Annotated in this window: 15 protein-coding genes; 11 read left to right on the forward strand and 4 right to left on the reverse strand. The window is 50.3% G+C overall.

Annotated elements, in window-relative coordinates; all coding sequences use genetic code 11:
• The first annotated feature begins 95 nt into the window (after positions 1–95).
• The 3 genes from KWJ01_RS10435 (at position 96) to KWJ01_RS10445 (ending at position 4,921) form a co-directional block, all read left to right on the forward strand.
• Positions 96–2,216 carry a tetratricopeptide repeat protein gene (locus tag KWJ01_RS10435; protein WP_224996382.1) on the forward strand — a complete coding sequence of 707 codons (2,121 nt, stop codon included), beginning with the start codon at positions 96–98 and terminating at the stop codon, positions 2,214–2,216.
• A gap of 730 nt (positions 2,217–2,946) precedes the next feature.
• Complete coding sequence (locus KWJ01_RS10440; protein WP_224996383.1) at positions 2,947–3,489, forward strand: HNH endonuclease; 543 nt, start codon at positions 2,947–2,949, stop codon at positions 3,487–3,489.
• A 4-nt stretch (positions 3,490–3,493) separates the two neighbouring features.
• Positions 3,494–4,921 (forward strand): ATP-binding protein, encoded by a 1,428-nt coding sequence (locus tag KWJ01_RS10445; RefSeq protein WP_224996384.1) that lies wholly within the window; start codon positions 3,494–3,496, stop codon positions 4,919–4,921.
• A 7-nt stretch (positions 4,922–4,928) separates the two neighbouring features.
• Here the strand turns inward: KWJ01_RS10445 and KWJ01_RS10450 are convergent, their stop codons facing one another.
• The 4 genes from KWJ01_RS10450 to rsmA all read right to left on the reverse strand — a co-directional run bounded on the left by KWJ01_RS10450 (position 4,929) and on the right by rsmA (position 9,154).
• Positions 4,929–5,771 carry a pentapeptide repeat-containing protein gene (locus KWJ01_RS10450; RefSeq protein ID WP_224996385.1) on the reverse strand — a complete coding sequence of 281 codons (843 nt, stop codon included), beginning with the start codon at positions 5,769–5,771 and terminating at the stop codon, positions 4,929–4,931.
• A 33-nt stretch (positions 5,772–5,804) separates the two neighbouring features.
• On the reverse strand, positions 5,805–6,758 hold the full coding sequence (locus KWJ01_RS10455; RefSeq protein ID WP_224996386.1) for an NAD(P)-dependent oxidoreductase: 954 nt from the start codon (positions 6,756–6,758) through the stop codon (positions 5,805–5,807).
• Positions 6,759–6,994: 236 nt separating this feature from the next.
• Complete coding sequence (mgtE, locus tag KWJ01_RS10460; RefSeq protein WP_224996387.1) at positions 6,995–8,368, reverse strand: magnesium transporter; 1,374 nt, start codon at positions 8,366–8,368, stop codon at positions 6,995–6,997.
• A complete protein-coding gene (gene rsmA, locus KWJ01_RS10465) occupies positions 8,369–9,154 on the reverse strand; it encodes a 16S rRNA (adenine(1518)-N(6)/adenine(1519)-N(6))-dimethyltransferase RsmA (protein WP_224996552.1) in 786 nt (261 codons plus the stop codon).
• Between the two features lie 55 nt (positions 9,155–9,209).
• Between rsmA and KWJ01_RS10470 the strand changes: the two genes are divergently transcribed.
• The 8 genes from KWJ01_RS10470 to KWJ01_RS10505 all read left to right on the forward strand — a co-directional run bounded on the left by KWJ01_RS10470 (position 9,210) and on the right by KWJ01_RS10505 (position 20,118).
• Entirely contained in the window at positions 9,210–10,643 is a 1,434-nt protein-coding gene (locus KWJ01_RS10470) for a M17 family metallopeptidase (RefSeq protein ID WP_224996388.1), read from the forward strand.
• On the forward strand, positions 10,640–11,653 hold the full coding sequence (gene pdxA, locus KWJ01_RS10475; RefSeq protein WP_224996389.1) for a 4-hydroxythreonine-4-phosphate dehydrogenase PdxA: 1,014 nt from the start codon (positions 10,640–10,642) through the stop codon (positions 11,651–11,653). The genes KWJ01_RS10470 and pdxA overlap by 4 nt, the downstream gene beginning before the upstream one ends.
• Before the next feature lie 129 nt (positions 11,654–11,782).
• Entirely contained in the window at positions 11,783–12,244 is a 462-nt protein-coding gene (locus tag KWJ01_RS10480) for a hypothetical protein (protein WP_224996390.1), read from the forward strand.
• 136 nt (positions 12,245–12,380) lie between these two features.
• Entirely contained in the window at positions 12,381–13,661 is a 1,281-nt protein-coding gene (locus tag KWJ01_RS10485; protein ID WP_224996391.1) for an efflux RND transporter permease subunit, read from the forward strand.
• 83 nt (positions 13,662–13,744) lie between these two features.
• On the forward strand, positions 13,745–15,643 hold the full coding sequence (locus KWJ01_RS10490; RefSeq protein WP_224996392.1) for an efflux RND transporter permease subunit: 1,899 nt from the start codon (positions 13,745–13,747) through the stop codon (positions 15,641–15,643).
• Positions 15,644–15,662: 19 nt separating this feature from the next.
• Complete coding sequence (locus tag KWJ01_RS10495) at positions 15,663–16,991, forward strand: TolC family protein (protein WP_224996393.1); 1,329 nt, start codon at positions 15,663–15,665, stop codon at positions 16,989–16,991.
• 79 nt (positions 16,992–17,070) lie between these two features.
• Positions 17,071–18,402 (forward strand): efflux RND transporter periplasmic adaptor subunit, encoded by a 1,332-nt coding sequence (locus KWJ01_RS10500; protein WP_224996394.1) that lies wholly within the window; start codon positions 17,071–17,073, stop codon positions 18,400–18,402.
• A 3-nt stretch (positions 18,403–18,405) separates the two neighbouring features.
• Complete coding sequence (locus KWJ01_RS10505; RefSeq protein WP_224996395.1) at positions 18,406–20,118, forward strand: efflux RND transporter periplasmic adaptor subunit; 1,713 nt, start codon at positions 18,406–18,408, stop codon at positions 20,116–20,118.
• The last annotated feature ends 29 nt before the right edge of the window (positions 20,119–20,147 follow it).

Genomic DNA, 20,147 nt, shown 5'->3' on the forward strand with positions numbered 1-20,147 from the left:
TCAGCACCAGTCCTGCATGTTTTGTCATGTAAGTTTCTACGAAAAGATATAGCAGTATTTATTATGAAGAATAGAGATATTGCAGTCCTATCCCAATGGATCATTTGTTTAAATTTCTGCAATATAAGGCTTTAAGAAGGTGCGCTCTGTGCTGTTATTACCTGCTGCTGGCTACCCTGCTGTCCATACCCTCTTTTGCCCAGCATAACACCCCCACAGCCACTGCTCCCCCCGATAGCCTGGAAGTACAGCTGATCCTGGCCGAGGAGCCTCAAAAGATGCAGCTGCTGCTTACCCTCTCGGAAATGTACCTGGAGCGCGATCCGGATATGGCCCTGAACCGGGCAAAGCAGGCACTCACCCTTGCCCGCCGCATTAACGATAAAAGATCCGAAGCCATAGCGCTCAAAAACACCGGTAATGCCCTCCGCCACCTCCTCTCAGATTACGAGGCAGCCCTGGATTACTGCCATAAGGCCCTGAAGATCACCGAAGAAAGCGAGTTTAAGCTGGAGCAGGCAGAAATACTGCACCTCATTGGCGATATCTACTACGAGGTGGGCAACAGCTACAAAGCCATAGAGCACTATATGCAGGCACTGGCGCTGGCCGAGAGCCTTACCCTTTATCCGGTTGCGGTAGACATCCTTAACGATATTGGCAGGGTGTATGCCACCCTGGGCAACGACCAGAAAGCAATAGAGTATCATAAGAAAGCCCTGCGCATCAGCAAGGCCAATGAGCATGTGCCAGGGGTGGCATCCAGCAACTACTGGCTGGCCATTACCTACACCCAGGTAGGTAACTTAGACCTTGCCCTTGAAAAGCAGCACATCTCCCTGGCTCTCCGCCAGAACCTGAAAGACATTGAAGGGCAGGCACTTTGTTACCTGGCTATAGGTAAGGTCTATCACTTAAAAACAGATTATGACAAGGCCCTGAAGCAGATCAGCAGTGCCCACCAGCTCTACGGACAAATTGGCGACACCTATGGCCGGGCCACTGCCCTTAACCAGATGGGTGCCATCCTGATTGAGAAAAAGGAGTATGAGCAGGCCATTAACCAGCTTAAACTGGCGCTACATTTTGGCGAGCAGCTGAACAACAAGAAAATTATCAGGGACAGCTACGAGTACCTCTACAACTGCTACGCCGGTTTGCGTGATTACGAGCAGGCCCTGCGCTATAAAGACCTGTTCATTGCCATCAGCGATTTTATTTATGGCGAGGAAAGTGAACGCCGCATGGCCGAACTGCAGAACCGTTTTGAGATTGAGCAGAAGGAAAGTGAAATTGCCGTTCTGAAGAAAGACCGGCAGCTCCGCGACCTGGCCCTGCAGGAGCAGGCAAACTTCCGCAACTTCCTCATTATCCTGCTGGTGCTCATGTGCGTAATTATTGCACTGGTGCTCTACCTCTACCGCAACCACCGCCGCAGCAACCTGCAGCTGAAAGCTGTTAACGAGCAAATCAACAGCAAGAATGGTGAGCTGCAGGAACTCAATGCAACCAAGGATAAGTTCTTTTCCATCATCAGCCACGACCTGAAGGGGCCGCTGAACTCGCTTACGTCCTTTGCCGGCCTGCTAATTAATCATACCGATGCGCTAAGCAAGGATGAGATCAAGATGCTGGCGACAGACCTCGACAAATCGCTTAAAAACCTGCTGAGCCTCCTGAACAACCTGCTGGAATGGTCACGCTCCCAAACCGGCAACCTGGATATTAAAGCCGAACCATTTGATGTGCGCGACCTGGTATACGCCAATGCAGAGCTGCTGCAGCGCATGGCCGAAAACAAGGAGATTACCCTGCGCACCCGTGTACCCAACAGCCTTACTGGTTTTGCAGATAAAAACCAGATGAACACCGTATTGCGCAACCTCATCAGCAATGCCCTGAAGTTTACAGAAAAGGGCGGCAAGGTAGAGGTTGATGTAAATGAATGGAAAGATGCCATTGAGATTGCCGTAAAAGACAGCGGCGTTGGCATGAGCAAAGAAGTGCTGGCCAAGCTTTTCAAGATTGAGCATAAATACTCTACCACCGGCACTGCCAACGAAAGTGGCACCGGCCTGGGCCTTATGCTGTGCAAGGAGTTTGTAGAACGCAGTGGCGGCATTATCAGCGTAGAGAGCGAAGAAGGCAGAGGCAGTATATTCCGCTTTACCATTCCAAAGCATAAAGGCAGCACAGAGCCTGCACTGGCTATTTAAATATAATAGTGCCCAATCCTGCAGCAGCAAACTCCCCTGCTGTTTACCAGATCCTTTTCAGCTAAGCTTACCAGATTAAAGTATTTCAAGGGCGATACCCTGTACTATACTTTTTTGCCTGCTGCATTCAGCATCCTATTTGCTGCTGATGAAAAGCCAAACCTGGCCAACATTTTTCCTAAATCTAAGCAGGATACTGAGCTAAATACCCTCTGCTGAATGATACCAAAACCCTCTTCAGCTAATGCTTTGAGCTTCAGGGCATGATCGTGATTTGCAGATAATAAAAAATAAAAAAATACAAAATTGTATTGGTATTGCTAAATTACTAAAGCAGACATATATTCGCATAGTCAATACATACTCCTCCTCTAACTGGTCAGGGTTAAACGCAGTTTGCCTGTGCAAAGGCGTTTAATATTTTACCCTCGCACCAGACACAGCACAATTATTTAAACGAAAGGCAGCCATTTTGAGGGCTCCGGTAGAAAGCTGTGAAATACGTACCGAAACAGGTAAAACAATCACATTCAGGCATTTCTATCGTGTAGCAAGATTCTGCGGGGTTCAGTTTTTATATTTTTTTTCATTAAAAATCTGAAACTGCGTTTTTTTTACAAACCCTTTGGTGGTCTTCATGTTAAGATAAGTGTTGCACAAAACCCTAAATGGCTCTTAGCTAACATTATAACTATGCCATTACCAGCCACTAACTTAATAGATGCGACGTATGGAACAAACTGTATATACACCGGAGGTATGGAAAGAGGTTGATTTTCAAACCAACCTGGAGCACGCAAAATACGAGGTTTCTACCCATGGTAGGGTAAAAAGCTATGCTATCGATAAAAAATCAGGTAGAATTATCAGAGGAGGTAATGTGGGAGGCTATAAATCCATTACTGTAAAATTTGGCGGAAAAATAGTGCGCCAGTTTTATGTACACAGACTGGTAGCTGAAACATTTCTTGATAAGGCTTCGGCCGATCAGTACTATGTAATTCACCTGGACTACGACAAGGAGAACAATCACACTTCCAACCTCATGTGGGCGACGGAAGAAGAACTGGTTGCCCACAACAACAAAAACCCTGAGGTAATCCGCAGCCGCACTACCGGTTATAAGCTTACTGAGCCCGATGTGCGTATCATCAAAAAACTGCTGAAATCTGAAAAAACCAGGTTAAGCATGATTGCCAAACGCTTTGGCATTACGCACACGCAGCTGAACCGTATCAGAAGCGGCGAGAACTGGGGCCATGTAACCATCTGATCCTGTGCAGAATAAAGCATCTGACTCTACACCCGATAAGCTGGCAAAACGCTTATCGGGTTATGAGCTGCTGCAGGAAGTGCCGCAGGAGCAACTGTTGTGGCTGGCCAGCAAGGGCAGTGTGCGCAGGCTGAAAGCAGGGGATAAACTCTTCCAGAAGGATGCACCCATTGATTTATTGTTTGTGGTGCTCAGTGGCAAAATTCAGTTTAAGCTGGAGCAAAACGGAGGGCACCGCATCATCAATGAGTTAATCGAAGGTGATATCAGCGGAGCGCTCCCCTACTCGCGCGCCAAAAATGCCATTGCTTTTGCCGAAGCAAAGGGCCCTACAGAGGTGCTTCAGCTCCCTAAAGACTACTTTCGGGAAATGATACATAAACAGCCAGAGTTAACAGAGGCACTGGTGCATGTAATGGCTTCCCGTATCCGTGATTTTACCACAGAACAGCAGCAAACAGAAAAGCTGGCCTCTCTTGGCAGGCTGTCTGCAGGCCTGCACCATGAGCTGAACAATCCTGCTGCAGCGGCATTGCGGGCTTCTACCGAGCTGAAAGATCAGCTTAGCCTGGCACCCGACAAGTTTAAAGCCATTATGCTGCTCAACATAGGCCCGGAGCAGGTAGATAAGATCAACAAACTTGTTTTCTCGCCCGGGAAAAGGAAAAAGCCCGAAGAAAAGCTAAGCCTGATGGAACGCTCCGAGCAGGAAGACAAGCTTGCTGAATGGCTTGAGCAAAGGGGTCTTCAAAATGCCTATGCCATGGCCGAAACATTTACAGAGAAAGGGGTTGGGCTGGAGGTAATGCAACAGGTTGAAGAAATATGTGGAGGTGACAAGGCAGGTGCTGTTATTGACTGGGTATACAATATACTCATTACCGATAAGCTGGTTTCTGATATTCAGGAGAGCACCAGGCGCATTTCCGGCCTTGTAGGTGCCGTAAAAAGTTACTCCCATATGGACCGCGGCCAGGAGCGCGAACGCGCCGACCTTGAGGAAAGTATTCGGAGTACGCTTACCATGCTTAATTTCAAACTCAAAAGGAAGAAAATTGATGTAAGCCTGGATGCCCCCGAAGGCCTGGTGCAGCCATGTGTTTACACCGGCGAACTAAACCAGGTATGGACCAACCTGATTGATAATGCAATTGATGCCATGGAGGAAGGTGGCCAGCTGCATATAGAGTTACAGCAAAAGGATCAGGATATAGAGATAAGCATTACCGATAATGGCAAAGGCATTCCGGAAAATGTAAAAGACCGCATTTTCGATCCTTTCTTCACAACAAAATCAATTGGCCAGGGCTCCGGTATGGGTCTGGATATTTCCAAAAAGATCATTGATCAGCATGGTGGTACTATAAAGGTAGAGTCTGAACCAGGCAAAACTATATTTCGGGTAATTATACCAGAGAATTTGCAGAGCTAGCAGCCCTTTACTTACCTATCAGTTCAGGAGTATGTTCCTTTATCTGTTGTTCCAGGTCGGGATCTAGCTGGGTAAGATACAGCGTACGTGCCTGCTGCAGCTGCTCAAGGGTTAAGCCAACTGCATTTCTTAAGTCTGCTTTGTAGAGGTTTGCGCCTGTTAAATCAGCACCCGTCATGTAGGCGCCATTCAGGCTGGCTTCCATTAAAAAGGCACCACGCAAATCAGCCTTTATCAGGTAACATTTGTCCAGAATGGTCTTGATCAGGAAAGAGTCTTTAAAAACTGCACCACTTGCATAGGCCCCGGTTAAATCAGCCTGGTTGAGGGTGGAGTTCTCAAAATTAGTCTGGTTTAAGCGCGCATTGCTAAGGTTACACTCCAGCAGGGATGAAGTGCTTACATCGGCAGAATTAAGGTTGGAGTTGCTTAGGTTGGTGTAGTTAAGGTTGGTGCGGGTAAGATAGCAGTTTACCAAGTTTATATTATAGATCTTGTGCTGGTTAAGACGCTTAATGTTACCAACGGTACGAAAAGCTGCTTCTTCGCTTTTCCAGAGACGGAAATCGTCGATCTCATCTTTGTAGGTTTTAATACGCAGCCGCTCCTCACCGCTTTTGTTCAGCCAAAGGATTAGAATACCGATAATGGCAATGTCGAAGATCATGCCATGCGCTTCTGCCAGTACCTGTATGTATATTTCTTCAAAGTTAGTGAGATAATAGGGCATGCTTAAGCCAAGCACCACAGCCGTTACCAGTAGCAAAACCAGGAACGAAGTAAGCACAGGCTTCTCAATTACCTCCAGAAAAAACTGCTGTGCTTTCGCAAAAAAGCCTTTTTTCTTCATACTAAATAGTTTTCTTACTTTTAGAAAAGCGTATCAACTAATCCTTGAATAAACATCCACTAGCTTTCTGACCAACACCTGGTTTATCTTTTTGTAGGATTCGTGCGTCCAGCCTGCTACATGAGGGCTCAGCAGAACGTTTTCACTAGTAATAAGATAGTTAAAATTCTCCTGCTGCATGGGGCTAAGCTGGTGCAACTTTTCGTTTTCTAATACATCAAGTGCGGCTGCTGTTACTTTGCCTGATTCCAGGGCCTGCACCAGGTCCTGAAGCGGCAAAATCTCGCCACGGGCAGTGTTGATGAGGTATATGTTTTTTCTGAATGCCTGCAGGTAGGCTGTGTTCACCAAGCCCTTGTTGTGCTGGTTTAGGGGTATGTGAAAGCTTACCACATCGGCTTCCTGCTGCAGCTGTTCCAGGCTTACTTCCTCAACCAGTGCATCGCCAAAGTCTTTTTTCTCTATATCATAAGCTATAATGCGGCAGCCAAAACCGGCAAGACGTTTTGCAAAAGCCTGCCCCATATAGCCATACCCTACAATACCAACAGTTTTTTCTCCCAGCTCAACACCCCTGTTTTCTTCACGCAGCCACCGTTTTTGCCGCACCTGCCTGTCTGCACGCAGCAGGTTGTTAAACAGGCAAAGCAGCATGCCCAGTGCATGTTCGGCTACGGCATCCCGGTTACCTTCAGAGGCATGCACCAGCTGAATATTTCTCCTGCGCACAGCCTCCAGGTCTATCAGGTCCAGGCCTGCCCCTGCCCTGCCAATTACTTTTAGCTTATTTGCCTGTGCAAGCACCTCATCGGTAACAGTCATTTTGCTGCGCAAAAAAAGCACCTCGTAGCCTGCCAGTAAAGCGGGTACCTCCTTTGCACTTACAGTAGGCTTATAATGTGCCTCAAATCCTTTTTCCTCCAGCAGGGAAATAACGCTCTCATGCATATCATCGATGATGAGCACTTTTGGCTTAGGGTTGTTCATGCGGTAAAATTAGTGAATGTGCAAATTAGTTGATATGCTAATCTGCTAATTAGTAAGTGTCGGCGCGCCAACTATCTATTGAGAAAACAAAAGGTAATGATCAATGAAAAGAATATGGAATTATTGCAGCTGGGCCGGGGTCCGGAGTATCCAGGGGCTGTTGCATGAAATCAACTTAAAAAATGAAATCTGCCCAGCGTTAAATAAGCACAGTATTGCAATCCAGGGTTATCGAATTAAATATTGTAGAGCAAATGTGCCACTGTAAAGTAAACGCCTAGCCCCAGCAGGTCGTTGGCGGTGGTAATGAAAGGGCCGGAGGCAAGTGCAGGGTTGATGTTGAATTTATCCAGCACCAGTGGTGTAACGGTGCCCGTAAAAGAAGCAAGCAGTACTACATTGAACAGGGCAATTGACACCACCATTACCAGCTTGGCCTCATAGCCCATGATTGTAACCACCAGCAATAAAAAGGCAGCCAGCAATAAACCATTCATGATGGCTACCAGCAACACCTTTAACAACCTTTTGCCAACACTTTCGCTGAATACAGAAGGATTCGCCAGGCTTTGAAGAATAATACTGCTGGACTGAATACCCACATTACCGCCGGTTGCAGTTACCAGCGGCATAAAAAAGGCCAGGGCTGGTATTACCTCAATGTCTTGTTCAAAATTACCCAGGAAGGTAGCAGCCAGAAGCCCACCCGTCATACCAATGAGCAGCCAGGGCAGGCGGGCACGGCTGATGCGCCAGACGGAGTCTGTTTCTTCCACATCTTCGGAGATACCACTCATCAGCTGGCGTTCTTCTTCGGCCAGCTCAGTGATTACGTCCACCACGTCGTCGATGGTGATGCGACCCACCAGCTTGTTCTGTACGTTCACCACCGGCACAGCATCCAGGTCGTACTTACGCATTACCTGGGCTACTTCTTCTTCGTCCATAAAAGTCTGAACGGAGATCACATCCGGATCGTAAAGATCGGCTATTTTGGTGCCGGCGCGGGCCAGCAGCATGCGCTTCAGCGATACTTTGCCGAGCAGTATGTCATCATCGTTCACCACATAAACCGAGTAAATTTTATTAACATTCTCGGCCTGGCGACGAATTTCTTCAATGGTTTGGGTAACCGTCCAGTTAATGTTTGCCTTGATCAGCTCTTTGGCCATCAGGCCACCTGCCACATCTTCTTCGTAGTGCAGCAGGTCTACAATGTATTTGCTTTGTTCACGGTCGGTAAGGCGGGCAATCACTTCCTCCCTGCGGCGCACCGGCTGTTCATTCAGAATGTCCACGGCATCGTCAGAGTCCATCTCTTCGATGTAGGGCACCAGTTCTTCGGCATCAAAATTCTTTACAAAATCACGGCGCACATCATCGTCCAGCTCAGTGAGCACCCTGGCGCCTTTCTCTACAGGCAGCAGGTTAAAAACCCACTTACAACCATCTGTATCAAGCTCATACAAAATAGCACTGATGTCGGCAGAATTAACATTCTCCAGGCTGTTCTGTACAAATTCTGCATTATTATCCTCTACCGCCTGTTCAAGGCGGTCCAGGAACTCTTTGGTGAGTTCGAATTGGGTTATTTCTGCCTGCTGATCCACTTAGTTTTCCAATGCTTGGGTGATCCTGATAAAATCTTCTACGGAAAGCTGCTCCGCCCGTTTATCCAGCAGCGGCCATTGCTGCACAGGTTCGGGCAAATTTAGACTTTTTAAAGCGTTGCGCAAGGTTTTTCGCCGGGTACCAAAGGCCTGTTTTACCACGGCAAAAAACAATTTATCGCTGCAGGGCAGCTCATGCCGCTCGTTGCGCCGCAGCCGCAACACAGCCGACTGCACCTTTGGAGGAGGCGTAAAAACACCAGGTGCCACTGTAAAAAGATACTCTATATCGTAAAACGCCTGCAGCAGCACACTCAATATACCATAGGTTTTACTTCCCGGCGGCGCGGCAATGCGCTGGGCTACTTCTTTTTGCACCATGCCAACTACCTCCGGTACCCGCTGGCGGTGCTCCAGCACTTTAAAAAAAATCTGGCTGCTGATGTTATACGGGAAATTTCCGATAATGGCGAATGAGCCGCCCATGAGCTGTGCCAGATCAACCTTCAGGAAATCGGCATAATGCACCCTGCCTTCCAGTGCCGGGTAATGCTCCTGCAGGTAGGCCACCGATTCGCGGTCCAGCTCTACCAGTTGCAGGGGGTATTTACCATCAGCAAGCAGGTATTGGGTAAGCACGCCCATGCCCGGCCCCACCTCCAGCACCTGTTCATACTCCTTCCAGCCGGTGAGGGAATTTACGATGTTACGGGCAATCCGCTGATCGTGCAGAAAATGCTGTCCTAATTGTTTCTTTGGCTTAACCTTTTGCCCCTCACCTTTCATAAATTTGTAATCCGGAAGTTTTAAATAAATTTGTAGCAAATCTACACTTTTTTATATGCAGCCTGCCATTACACTTGCCCCTTCTATACAAGACAACCAGCATACGGCCTACCTGTTGGCTGATTCTGATGATTTGTCTGCTTATTCACTCTCAGATGCCGAGCGCAGCTGGGCCTCCTCCAGACTGGAGGGAGATGAAAAAATTATTTCCATTAACCGCTACTCCCACTGGATATACCTGGTGAAAGCGCCAAAGAAAGCTGCCGACTGGCAAAAAGCAGAAGCATGGCGCGGCGCAGGTAATAAACTGGCCGCTGCACTGAAGCAGCAAAAAATCACCCATTTCCAGATCAGCGGACAGCCCCAACAGCAACTCCACCTGCTGGAAGGCCTGCTGCTTTCGCTCTACAGCTTCGACAAATATAAAACCAAGAAAAAGAACAGCTGGCGCCTATTGGAGCTGGTGCTGGGCAACGACCAGCTAAGCATTGAGCAGGTACAGGAGTTACAGCAGGTGGTAACAGCTACCTGTGCAGCCCGTACGCTGGTAAATGAGCCTGTGGTGTACCTCACAGCGCTGCAGCTAAGCCGTGAGCTGGAGCAGCTGGGCCGTCAGGCTGGTTTTTCTGTAGAGGTATTTGAGGAGGGAAAAATTCAGAGCCTGAAAATGGGTGGCCTGCTGGCCGTAAATGCTGGCAGTACTCAGCCACCAACTTTTAATGTGCTGGAGTATAAGCCCCAAAATGCCGTAAACAAAAAGCCCCTGATACTGGTGGGCAAAGGTGTGGTGTACGATACCGGAGGTCTTAGCTTAAAGCCTACTCCCGGCAGCATGGACCTGATGAAGAGCGATATGAGTGGTGCCGCCACAGTAGCCGGTGCCATTTATGCAGTAGCTGCCAATAAACTGCCGGTGCATGTAGTGGCCCTGATCCCCGCCACCGATAACCGCCCGGGCGAAGAAGCCATTACCCCCGGCGATGTTATCAGCATGTGCGATGGCACAACCGTAGAAATTTTAAATACCGATGCAGAAGGAAGGCTGATCCTGGCAGATGCCCTCTCCTATGCAAAAAAATACAAACCGGAGCTTGTACTGGACTGGGCCACCCTTACCGGTGCTGCTGCCCGCGCCATTGGGCCCGAAGGCACTGTGTGCATGGGTACGGCTGAGGAAGGGGTTATGAAAGCCCTGAAAGAAGCCGGCGAACAAACCTACGAGCGCCTGGTAGAATTTCCGCTCTGGGAGGAGTATGAAAAGCAGCTGGAGAGTTCCATTGCCGACCTTACCAACCTGGGCGGACCAAATGCGGGGGCCATTACCGCTGGTTTATTTCTGAAACATTTCACAGATTACCCCTGGGTTCACTTTGATATAGCCGGACCGGCCTTTCTGACCAAAGCCGACAGTTACCGCGGTAAGGGCGGAACGGGTGTTGGTGTACGCCTGTTGTACCGGTTCATCAAAAATTACATTCAAAATTCATGAGCGATATTTCTCTGCATAAGCCCGTGATTGGCATTAGCCTGGGCGACATTAACGGCATAGGTCCGGAAGTAGTAATGAAGGCGCTGTCTGATGCCCGCATGCTGGATATGATCACCCCCGTTATTTACGGATCTACCAAAGTGCTGGGATACTACCGAAAAACACTGAAGATCAATAATTTTCAGTACCAGCACATGGACAAAGGTCCACAGGAGGCGCATATAAATGTTGTGAACTGCTGGGAGGAGGTGATTGAAATCACCATGGGCCAGGCCACTCCCGATGGAGGACGCGCGGCCCTCATGGCGCTCCAGCATGCAGTGCGCGACCTGAAAGCCGGCGTGATCGAAGGCATTGTTACCGCTCCCATCAATAAAAATAATATTCAGACGGAGGAGTTTCAGTTTCCCGGCCACACCGAATACTTCACGAAAGAATTTGAAACCAAAGACAGCCTGATGCTGCTCTGCAGCGGCAACCTGCGGGTGGGTGTGGTAACCGGCCATGTGCCGCTTGCCAAAGTACCCCAGCTTATTACCAAAGAGCGGGTGCAGCTTAAGCTCAATATCCTGGAGCGCACCCTGCGGCAGGATTTTGGCATCAGCAAACCACGCATCGCTGTGCTGGGACTCAACCCCCATGCGGGAGAAGAAGGTCTGCTGGGTACTGAAGAGGAGCAGGTAATTACACCTGTGATACAGGACCAAAAGAACAAAGGCAGGCTGGTGTTTGGCCCCTTCCCCGCCGACGGATTCTTTGGCAACGGCTCACACAATAAATTCGATGGCATACTGGCCATGTACCACGACCAGGGCCTCATTCCTTTTAAAACCCTGGCATTTGAGCTGGGGGTAAACTATACCGCCGGCCTGCCTATTGTACGCACCTCGCCAGATCATGGCACTGCTTACGATATTGCCGGTCAGAATATCGCCAGCGAAGCCTCTTTCAGAGAAGCCATTTACCTGGCCTGCGATATTGCCAGAAGAAGAAAGGAAAAGGACGCCTGAAAAACAGAAGTTAATGCAGGGCTGTGTGCTATATATTTGCAGTTTCAAAAGATTATATAAACTTTATCGTTAATTTTGCAACTATAGCGACAAGCGCTGCATTAACTTTGTAGCAGATAACACAGAAAAATGTCACTGATCCGCCGTACCATATTGCTTACCCTTAGCCTGCTGGTGCTGATGTCATCCATCGGCCTTAGCGTGGGTATGCACCTGTGCGGTGGAGCCATTCAGGACCTGGCCCTTTTCCATGCGGCAGCAGCCTGCCCCATGGAGCAAAAACAGGAGCCCCTCCCCTGCCATAAAGAGGACGAAAGCAGCCAAAAGAGTGCCGGCGACCACCAGACTGCCGATGGCGACATGAGCTGTTGCCAGGATAACCTGGTGATAGTTGATGGTGTGGATAATGCCGTAGCCTCGAAGGCATCGCTAAGCTTCAAAAATCCCGATTTACAGCTGATTGCTGTGATTCAAACCGCTTTCCTGTTCCTGGTGCCCCAGGAGGAAGCGCCGCAACCAATCCACCTCTCCTACGCATCTCCCCCAATTGTGCGAGACATACCAGTGTTCGTACAATCTTTCCTGATATAGCCTTACTCCCTGTTTGCAGATAGGTATGCTGTTGCCTGGCTGAATCTATCTGGCTGCGCCCTGCTTTTAGCACCCATCTGCACCCCATCGGCATTTTGCCGCTCTATATTCTTTCCGTAAGGCTTTCATTATTATCATGATTGAAAAGTTAATATCCTTTTCACTGCACAACCGGCTTATGGTGTTGCTTATTGCTGCCGTACTGTTTGGCTGGGGTGTGTATTCGGTCAATACCAATAAGGTAGATGCCATTCCGGATCTTTCGGAAAACCAGGTGATCGTTTTTACCGAATGGATGGGCCGCAGCCCTGAACTGATCGAGGACCAGATCACCTATCCGCTGGTAACGCAGCTGCAGGGCATGCCCCAGGTTAAGTATGTGCGGGGCACTTCCATGTTCGGCATGAGCTTCATCTATGTAATTTTTGATGATGACACAGACGTGTACTGGGCCCGCGAACGGGTGCTGGAGCGCCTTGCCTCTACAGGCAACCTGCTGCCGGAGGGAGTTTCTCCTACCCTTGGCCCCGATGGTACCGGCGTGGGCCATATTCTATGGTATACCCTGGATGCCAAAGGAATGGACCTTGGCGAACAGCGGGCACTGCAGGACTGGTATGTAAAGTTTGCCCTGCAGAACGTGCCCGGCGTTAGCGAAGTAGCCTCCTTCGGTGGTTTCCAGAAGCAGTACCAGATTACGCTTGATCCCAACAAGCTTACCTACTATAATGTATCTGTGCCACAGGTAATCCAGTCGGTGCGGGCCAATAATAATGAGGCAGGCGGGCGCAAATTTGAGCAGAGCAACATCGGCTACATCATTAAAACCACTGGTTACCTGGAGTCGGTAGAGGAGATAGAAGACATTGCTGTTACCACCCGCAACTCTATTCCGGTACGGGTGCGCGATGTTGCCTCGGTGCAAATGAGTGGCGAAAGCCGCCTGGGCATCTTCGACCTTAATGGCGAAGGGGAAGCCGTGGGAGGCATCGTGGTGATGCGTTATGGCGAAAATGCTGCAGAGGTTATTGAGCGGGTAAAAACAAAAATGGATGAAGTAGCCAAAGGCCTTCCCAAAGGCGTAGGCTTCAACATTGTATACGACCGCAGCGGCCTGATCAATGAATCGATCGAATCTGTAAGAACCACGCTTATAGAAGAGATGATTGTTGCCTCCCTGGTGGTGCTCATCTTCCTGTTCCACTGGCGCAGCGCTCTCATCATCATCATACAGCTGCCCCTGTCGGTTTCCATAGGCTTTATCCTGCTCAATGCCTTCGATATCTCCTCCAACATCATGTCTCTCACCGGCATTGCCCTATCCATAGGTGTAATTATCGATGATGCCATAGTAATGGTGGAGAACAGCTACAGACATTTGGCAGACGCGAGTAATAGTGAGCGGGGGAGTGAGTGAATAAGGGGACGCTGATTTGAACTAACTACCACAGGTTATACAAACAATGAATACCCATACTCACTCCCTCAAAACTTAAAACCATGAAATTAACCAAAGAGCAAAGGCTCTCTATCATAGAAAAGGCAAGCAAGCAGGTGGGTCCCAGTGTGTTTTGGAGCACTGTGATCGTGATCACCTCCTTTTTGCCGGTGTTCCTGCTCACAGGGCAGGAAGGCAGGTTGTTCAGCCCGCTGGCCTGGACCAAAACCTTCATCCTCATTGTGGATGCCATCGTGGCTATTACGCTTACACCAGTGCTCATCTCCTTTTTTCTGAAGGGGAAATTCAGGAGCGAAACAAAGAACCCGGTAAACCGGGGGCTGGAGCGGGTGTACGGACCCATTCTTAGGTGGTGCCTGGAGTGGCGCAAAACTACACTGGCAATCAATGTAATTGCACTGCTGATAGCCATCCCTATGTTGTTCAGGCTGGGTACCGAGTTTATGCCCCCACTGGACGAAAGCTCTATCCTCTTTATGCCTGTTACTTTACCGGATATCTCCAATGAGGAGGCCAAGCGCATACTGCAGGTACAGGATAAGATCATCAAATCGGTACCAGAAGTGGAAAGTGTGTTGGGCAAAGCAGGCCGGGCCAGCACCGCCACCGACAACTCCCCCATCAGCATGATTGAAACCATCATCATGCTCAAACCCCAGTCTCAATGGCGTGAAGGCGTTAGCAAGCAGGATATCATCCAGGAGCTGGATAGCAAACTGCAGATACCCGGTGTGGTGAATGGCTGGACACAGCCCATCATCAACCGCATTAATATGCTGGCCACCGGTATCCGTACCGATGTGGGCATCAAGGTGTACGGCCAGAACCTGGATACCATCAGTGCAGTGTCGGAGCGGGTAAAGGAAGCGCTGGAAGGTGTCGCCGGGGTAAAAGATCTTTATGTTGAACCTATTACCGGGGGCAAATACCTGGAAATTGACATTCAGCGAGAGGCCCTGGGCCGCTATGGCCTTACAGTTGATGATGTGAATATGACGGTAGAATCTGCCCTGGGAGGTATGCCAATTGGCAATACTGTGGAAGGACGGCAGCGCTTTGCCATTAACGTACGGCTAGCCCAGGAGTACCGCAACAGCGTGGAACGCATCAGGCGCATTCCTATCCAGACCCCTGCTGCGGGTACTATTCCGCTGTCATCAGTAGCCAACATAGGCTTTACCGACGGTCCACCCATGATCAATTCAGAAAATGCCCAGCTGCGGGGTGCTGTACTATTCAATGTGCGCGAGCGTGATCTGGGAAGCACGGTAAAGGAAGCCATGGCAGCCCTAAGTGAAAATTCAGCCGGTGTTCCGGAAGGCTATTACCTGGAGTGGAGCGGACAATGGGAAAACCAGGTGCGGGCAAACCAGACCCTGCAGGTGATCATACCGCTCGTGCTGGTAATCATCTTCCTGATCCTCTACTTTTCCTTTAAATCTATGAAGGAGGCCCTGCTGAACCTGGTAACCATTCCCTTTGCGCTGGTGGGCGGGGTATACATTGTGTACTTCTGGGGCGTGAATTTATCGGTAGCAGTGGCAGTAGGCTTTATTGCCCTCTTTGGCCTGGCCATAGAAACTGCCATGGTAATGGTGGTGTACCTCAACGAGGCCATGAAAGATATGGTGGAGCTGAAAGGCAACTCCCGCGAAACCATCACCAATAAGGATATCCGGGAATGGGTGTACCGCGGTGCTGCCAAGCGCCTGCGCCCCAAGATCATGACAGTTTCGGTAGCCCTTTTCGGCCTGATTCCGGTGCTGTGGGCCACTGGTGTGGGTACCGATGTTATGCTCCCCATTGTACTCCCCATGATTGGCGGGGTGTTTACCTCCTCTATCCACATTCTGCTGGTAACACCAGTAGTTTTTGAAATGACCAAAGAACACGAACTGCGCAAGCAGGGTAAACTGGAGATTTACGATGTTAAGCATTAGCAACTGCTCATATATTAAGATGTCGTCATTCCCGCGGAGGCGGGAATCTGGCAGCGAGTTTACAGGCTGGGTTAGCAATAGGGAGGCTTTGATGACAAGAGTGCTTTGTAGTGCCACTATCATTCTTACTTTATTTTTCATCAGCTCCACTACTTATGCACAGCAGCAAGCTGTGAGCCTCGACAGTGCACTGCGGCAGGTAGACAGGAACAACCCCCTGCTGCAGCAGTGGGGAACCAGGGCCCGCGCCAGGGAAGCCGCAGCCGAAGGCTCCACGGCCTGGATGCCGCCTATGGTAGGTGGTGGTGTATTTATGATGCCCTACCCGGGCCAGGACCCTATGCCCGATCAGAGAGGCTCCCTGATGCTATCGGCAGAGCAGGATATTCCTAACCCTGTCAAACAAAGGGCCACAAGAGCCTACTTTAACTCTAGGGCCTCTCTGGAAGAAGCTAACAGGGCGGTGCAGTATAACCAACTCAGGGCCGAGGTAAAACAATCCTACTACAGCTGGCTGGTACTGGAGAAGAAAATGGCAGTGCTGGAAGAAAACCAGCGCATTATGGAATTTATGCTGAAGCTGGCCAAAATCCGCTACCCCTACAGCCAGGGTAACCTGGGCAGCATATACATGGCCGAAGCACGCCTGCATGAGGTAGAAAACATGCAGCTGATGACGGCCACCCAGATCCGGCAGCAGAATATTCAGCTCAACACACTCATGAACCTGCCCCGCCAGCAGCAATACAGCATCGATACAAGCCTTTCGCTTCCGGAGCCTATTGTACTAGAGCAGGTAGATACAGCTTACCTAAGCAGCCGTCGCAGCGATATTGGACTGGCTAACCGCACCATTGCCTCCATGCGGCTGGATGTTGAGCGGGAACGGCTGCAAAGGCTGCCAGACTTCCGCATCCGTTTTGACCATATGACCCCGCTTGGAGGTATGATGCCGCAGCAGTTCACGCTCATGGGCATGGTTTCCATTCCCATCGCCCCCTGGTCGTCGCGCATGTACCGCTCCGGCACCCGCGCCATGAACCTGGACATCCAGGCCATGGAGCAGGAACGGGAGGGCATGCTCATTGAAGCTGAGGGCATGGCTCGCGCCATGGCTGTGGAGCTGAACTCAATGCGGCAGCAGGTAGAGAATTACAGGCTTAAGATTATACCGGCGCTCCACAAAAACTACGATGCCACCATGCTGGCCTACGAACAAAACACCTCGGAGTTACCGATGGTCATAGATGCCTGGGAAGCCCTGAACATGGCCCAGATGGAATACCTGAACAAGCTCCAGAGCCTTTACGAAATGGCGGTGGAGTACGAAAGGATCATAGAAGAGTGAGTGCGTGATACCCTGATGTAGCGATCAGCCGCTGGGGTAAGTAGTTCTTCTAAGAGTAGTTCACGCTAAATAAACTAACATGAAAATAAAACTAAATATATACCTGCTCCTGATTCCGATACTCCTCTTTTTGGGTAGCTGCGGAAATAAGGACAACGATCAGGCCGCACATGAGCACGGTGCAGGAGAAACCACCTACACCTGCCCCATGCACCCACAGGTTGTAGCGCAAGAACCCGGCTCCTGCCCTATTTGCGGCATGGACCTGGTGCCTCAGACTGCCCATGCTGAGGGTATTGAGGTAACGGAAGATTTAAGCTTTCTGCTGGAGCCAACCAACAGAACAGTTGTAGCCTCCATTGCCACAACTTCTCCGCTCATGAAGTCTGTGGAAACCAGTGTAAAAATGGAAGGCATCATCACCTACGACCCCCGCAGGGTATATAACATTCCGGCCAGGGTGGGCGGACGTATTGAGCAACTGTATGTAAAATACAACTACCAGCCCATTAGTAAAGGCCAGAAGCTGATGGAGATATACAGTCCCGAGCTGGTAACGGCCCAGAAAGAGCTCCTGTACCTGGTACAGTCGGCGCCGGAAGATACCCAGCTCATAGAAAGTGCAAAACAACGACTCCTGCTGCTTGGCGCCACACAGGAGCAGGTAAACCGCCTGATCCGCAGCGGTGAAGCCAGCTATACCTTTGCCCTCTACAGCCCTTACGATGGCTATGTAATTGGGCTGAATACCAGCCCCCCGCTGGCCAGTGCAGGCGCTATGCAACCCAGCAGTACCCCAGCCGCCAGAGGCATGGGTGGTATGGCTGGAGGAGCAGGCACAGCTGCTCCAGCAGGCATTTCCACTGCAGGGAGTGCGGGCGAGGAGATTCAGCTAAGAGAAGGTATGTATGTAGCGGCCGGCCAGGCACTGCTACGGGTGGTAAATACCGAACAGCTCTGGGCAGAATTTAACATTCCGGCCGGCTATGTAAGCAGCATTGCCAAAGGTGCCCCTGTAGACATCAGCTTTCCGGGTTTACCAGAAGAAAGCCTGGAAGCACAGGTAGACTTTTTCCAGCCCTATTACGAGGCTGGAGAAAACTTTGCCAGGCTGCGGGTATACCTGCCGGGAGAGCAAAATGCAGCCATGGTAGGTCAGCTGGTGAGTGGCAGGGCTCGCTACACCACCCCTCCCTCGCTTTGGGTTCCAAAAGAGGCAGTGCTGGATGTAGGCACCCGCTCCGTTGCATTTGTGAAAGACGGCGCAGCCTTCAGACCGGTAGCCGTTAGTACTGGTATCAGCGAGGGTGGTCAGACACAGATTTTGGATGGCCTGCAACAAAGTGATGTAATTGCAGGCAATGCGCAATTTATGGTAGACAGCGAAAGCTTTATACGCGTAAACAATTAAGAGATGAAAGCAATCAGAAATATTATCTTCTTCTTTCTGCTGCTGGCAGGCATAGCCTGTAGTGAACAGGGGCATGAGGAGCAGCATGCTGCCGGGCAGAACTATACCTGCCCCATGCACCCGCAGATTGTAGAGCCAGCGCCTGGCACCTGCCCTATCTGTTTTATGGACCTGGTGCCGGTATCTAAAGGTGGCGACAATAGAGGTGAGCTGGTGCTTAGCGAAAGCCAGATGGTGCTGGCCAATATACAAACCATGGCCGTTCGAGCAGGCACCTCCACCAACAACACCATCCTTACCGGCAGGCTTGTATTAGATGAAACCCAGAACGAATTGATCAGCAGCCGTGCAGCCGGCCGTGTAGAGCGCCTGTACATCAAAGAAACCGGGCAGGCAGTACGCAAAGGACAGCCCCTCTACGAGTTGTACAGCGAAGAGCTCCTTACGCTTAAGCGCGAGTATTTACTGGCCCTGGAGCAGCACAGGCAGCTGGGTGCGCAACAGCCCCGCTTTGCCTCCTTTTTGGAAGCAGCCCGTAAAAAGCTCCTGCTGTACGGCCTTACCGATGCACAGATCAACCAGCTGGCCAGGAGCGGAAACCCCGAGCCCAGAATAACGTTCCTGTCACCCGCTTCGGGAGTGATAACCGATGTTGCCGCCACCGAAGGACAATATGTGCCGGAGGGCGGTGTGTTGTACCGCCTGGCAGATTTAAGCAAAATATGGGTGGAGGCAGAACTGTACCCACAGGAAGCCCAGGCCATCCGAGCAGGCGATCCTGTTCAGGTAGCGGTACAGGGCTTTGGCACCAAGCCTGTAGCTGCCAGGGTAAGCTTTATCAGTCCCGAATTACGCCAGGGCAGCCAGGTGGTGGTAATGCGTGCAGAGTTACCAAACCCGGAGGGCAACTACCTGCCGGGTATGCAGGCAAATGTGCTGGTACCACGGCAGTCGAGCCTTATTTCAATACCTAATGATGCCGTTATCCGGGGCCAGCGCGGAAGCCATGTGTGGGTGCATACAGGAGAAGGCACGTTTAAAGCCCGACCCGTAGAGCTGGGCGAAGCTAACTTCGATAGTGTGGCCATACGCTCCGGACTAACACAGGGAGAAAACGTAGTAACCTCCGGTGCTTACCTGCTCTACAGCGAACATGTGCTCAAAAAAGGAGGCGAACCTACCGCAGGAGTGCTGACAGAACAGGCGATAGACCTGGCGCAAACCCCTACTGAAGAATTTATTGAGGAAGATGCCGCAGACTACAGCCAGCAAATCCCCGCTTCATTTAAACAGCAGCTGGATGTTGTGCTTCAGGCGTACCTAAGCCTTAAAAATGCACTGGTTGCAGGTAACACAGAAGTCTCTACCCAGGCAGCAGGATCGCTTGCTACAGCACTTACTAAAACCAACGACGGATTGCTGAAGGGCGAAGCCGGTAAATTCTGGCTTGAGAAAAAAGCCTTTCTGCTTCAGCACCTGGAGCAAAGCCGGCAGCTGGCCGATATAGAGGCTAAAAGAGAGAACTTCATCTACATTTCACAACCCATCATTAAAGTAGTGGAAGCCTTTGGCACCCCGGAAAGCCTTTTTGTGCAGTACTGCCCCATGGCCAACAATGATAAAGGTGCCTATTGGCTAAGCGGCGAACAGGAGATCCGCAACCCCTACTATGGTGATGCCATGCTAAGCTGTGGTGAAGTTGTGAAAGAATTGTAAATCATAACCAGTGAGTAAAATCCACAGTC

The organism is Cesiribacter sp. SM1 (assembly GCF_020178975.1).
GTDB lineage: Bacteria > Bacteroidota > Bacteroidia > Cytophagales > Cyclobacteriaceae > Cesiribacter.

What these genes read in the sequence shown, in the direction of transcription:
- KWJ01_RS10500 (WP_224996394.1), top strand. Translation starts at nt 17,071, where the DNA reads ATGAAAATAAAACTAAATATATACCTGCTCCTGATTCCGATACTCCTC.
- KWJ01_RS10505 (WP_224996395.1), top strand. Translation starts at nt 18,406, where the DNA reads ATGAAAGCAATCAGAAATATTATCTTCTTCTTTCTGCTGCTGGCAGGC.
- KWJ01_RS10490 (WP_224996392.1), top strand. Translation starts at nt 13,745, where the DNA reads ATGAAATTAACCAAAGAGCAAAGGCTCTCTATCATAGAAAAGGCAAGC.
- KWJ01_RS10450 (WP_224996385.1), bottom strand. Translation starts at nt 5,771, where the DNA reads ATGAAGAAAAAAGGCTTTTTTGCGAAAGCACAGCAGTTTTTTCTGGAG.
- KWJ01_RS10485 (WP_224996391.1), top strand. Translation starts at nt 12,381, where the DNA reads ATGATTGAAAAGTTAATATCCTTTTCACTGCACAACCGGCTTATGGTG.
- KWJ01_RS10435 (WP_224996382.1), top strand. Translation starts at nt 96, where the DNA reads ATGGATCATTTGTTTAAATTTCTGCAATATAAGGCTTTAAGAAGGTGC.
- KWJ01_RS10480 (WP_224996390.1), top strand. Translation starts at nt 11,783, where the DNA reads ATGTCACTGATCCGCCGTACCATATTGCTTACCCTTAGCCTGCTGGTG.
- KWJ01_RS10455 (WP_224996386.1), bottom strand. Translation starts at nt 6,758, where the DNA reads ATGAACAACCCTAAGCCAAAAGTGCTCATCATCGATGATATGCATGAG.
- KWJ01_RS10495 (WP_224996393.1), top strand. Translation starts at nt 15,663, where the DNA reads ATGTCGTCATTCCCGCGGAGGCGGGAATCTGGCAGCGAGTTTACAGGC.
- pdxA (WP_224996389.1), top strand. Translation starts at nt 10,640, where the DNA reads ATGAGCGATATTTCTCTGCATAAGCCCGTGATTGGCATTAGCCTGGGC.
- KWJ01_RS10470 (WP_224996388.1), top strand. Translation starts at nt 9,210, where the DNA reads ATGCAGCCTGCCATTACACTTGCCCCTTCTATACAAGACAACCAGCAT.
- rsmA (WP_224996552.1), bottom strand. Translation starts at nt 9,154, where the DNA reads ATGAAAGGTGAGGGGCAAAAGGTTAAGCCAAAGAAACAATTAGGACAG.
- KWJ01_RS10440 (WP_224996383.1), top strand. Translation starts at nt 2,947, where the DNA reads ATGGAACAAACTGTATATACACCGGAGGTATGGAAAGAGGTTGATTTT.